Origin of the sequence: Campylobacter sp. 107, assembly GCF_002383835.1 — a bacterium.
In the GTDB taxonomy this organism is placed as follows: Bacteria; Campylobacterota; Campylobacteria; order Campylobacterales; family Campylobacteraceae; genus Campylobacter_D; species Campylobacter_D jejuni.
Window position 1 is genome coordinate 1 of the sequence record NZ_NXBA01000030.1, and the last position, 1,910, is coordinate 1,910.

The 1,910-nt window shown below is 21.8% G+C and carries 1 protein-coding gene and 1 pseudogene; both read left to right on the top strand.

Annotated features, from left to right (window positions below; all coding sequences use genetic code 11):
- On the top strand, positions 1-737 hold a 737-nt coding region (locus BGS40_RS05595), incomplete at its 5' end, for a hypothetical protein (protein ID WP_257841706.1).
- Between the two features lie 371 nt (positions 738-1,108).
- Positions 1,109-1,910 (top strand): annotated as a pseudogene (locus BGS40_RS09410) (hypothetical protein); the annotation flags it as partial.

Consider the following 1,910-nt stretch of genomic DNA (forward strand, 5'->3'; position numbering starts at 1 on the left):
AAAGATTTTATATGCCCTGCGGTTTGCTTATAGCTTTGATTATTTTTATAAGCTTAGCTTATCGCCCTTTAGAGCTTATCTTTTGGGATAAGTATTATTATGAAAAAGAAAATCAAATTAGAAAAGAGATATCTAAATTATTCTGGAGCAACGAAGAAGAATTTAAAAAAGTTTTTGTAGAACAAAACTTAAATCAAGAATTAAAACTTAATCAAAAAGAATTATTAAATTATATGCATAATTTTAAAAAAGATTTTAAATTTATGCAAATTTTAGGTTTAGACAATGCTTATTTGGTAGCTCTTAAAAATAAGGATGTATTATTTACTTTACAAATGCAAAATAATCTTAATTATTTTTATTTTATTTCCAATAACACTGATTTAAAAGAAATTAATAATTATTTAAATGTTGCGGATGAGTTGCTTGTCTTTATGAGTGAAATTGAAAAATTACCATCTAAGTATAATTTAGGTAAAATAATGTTTGAGTTTACTTTTGTAAATTACAACACTTTGTTTTTTGGTTTTACTTTAGATATAAATCTTATGTGTTCTATACCTCAAAAAGAACAGTTATTAGAAAATATGATTAATTCTTATAAAAAAATGAATTTATTGTATGATATAAATTTAAAAACCGAATATCAAGAATTATACGAAACAATATATGGCGCTAAAAAACCTAATCGTCTAATAAATTTTGCTAAAGGAAGATTAAATGCATGCGGAAGATAATTTAAATTTTAAAGATAATTTTTAAATTATATAGGAAAAATAAATGTCTATTTATAAAGAATGTGAAGTTTGTAAAACAAAAATCAATAAATTACAAAATGCATCAAATGTATTTTTATTGGGCTTTGGTAAAGAACTAGTTTGTAAAAAATGTAAAGCCAAATATAAAGCAAATTCATTATTTATTTTTTTATATAGCATTTTTAATGGTATTTTAATTTTGTTTATATTGTGGAATTATTTTATGGATTTGTTAGAATTCTTTCATTTAAATACAAATTTAAAAATTATTTTTTCAATAGTTTTTTATTTATTTTATAAAATTATTTTAGTATATTTTATCTATTTAAATAAAATAAAGGACTAATAAAATGTCTAACAATAAGAATATTTTGCAACATATTGATGATTTAGTAAATGGTATATTTGACTCTACAGTTATGACGGCTTTAGAATTTGGACATTTTGTAATAAAAATTATTGGAGTTGAAAATATAATTTTAGATGACAACACAAAACAAGATGAAGCTATTGAACAAGCCGAAGTCTTTTATAAAGCCATTAAACTTATAATCTCAAATGATCAAATTAGAAAGCAAACATTTCAATTCTTAAAACAAGATTTTCAAAAACAACCGTTATACTATATTGGGAGTATAGTTGGACCAGGCGCTGTGGTTTCTTTAATCAAAAAACCAACGCAAAAAATTCTTTATTTCAGTGCAAATAAAACTCAACAAGCATTTAATCTTTCCAATAACTCTCTCTACCCCTACTACAAAAACATGCAAAATTCCTTTGCTCCTTTATGTTCTATAGATAATAAAAATAGTAATTTGTTAAAAGAATTTAATTTTGATAGTTTTTCTTGTAATTTTTACAATAATAATATTTTCAATCAAAGTCTTAAATATTTAGATAATATACAAGATGAAAAAGAATATATCAATGAGTATAAAATATTTTTAGAAAATCTTAATCACTTTAATCAAGAATATAATAATTATAAACTTATGTCTATACAAGTAATCAATAATTTAAACATAGCCTATATACAAAAACTATCTTTGCAAGATATCAACAACATCAACATTAATTCAAAACCCTATTTATTAAAAGCTTTATATTTTTGTGAAGATTATGTTTTATATGATAAAGATAAGCAAGCTTTAT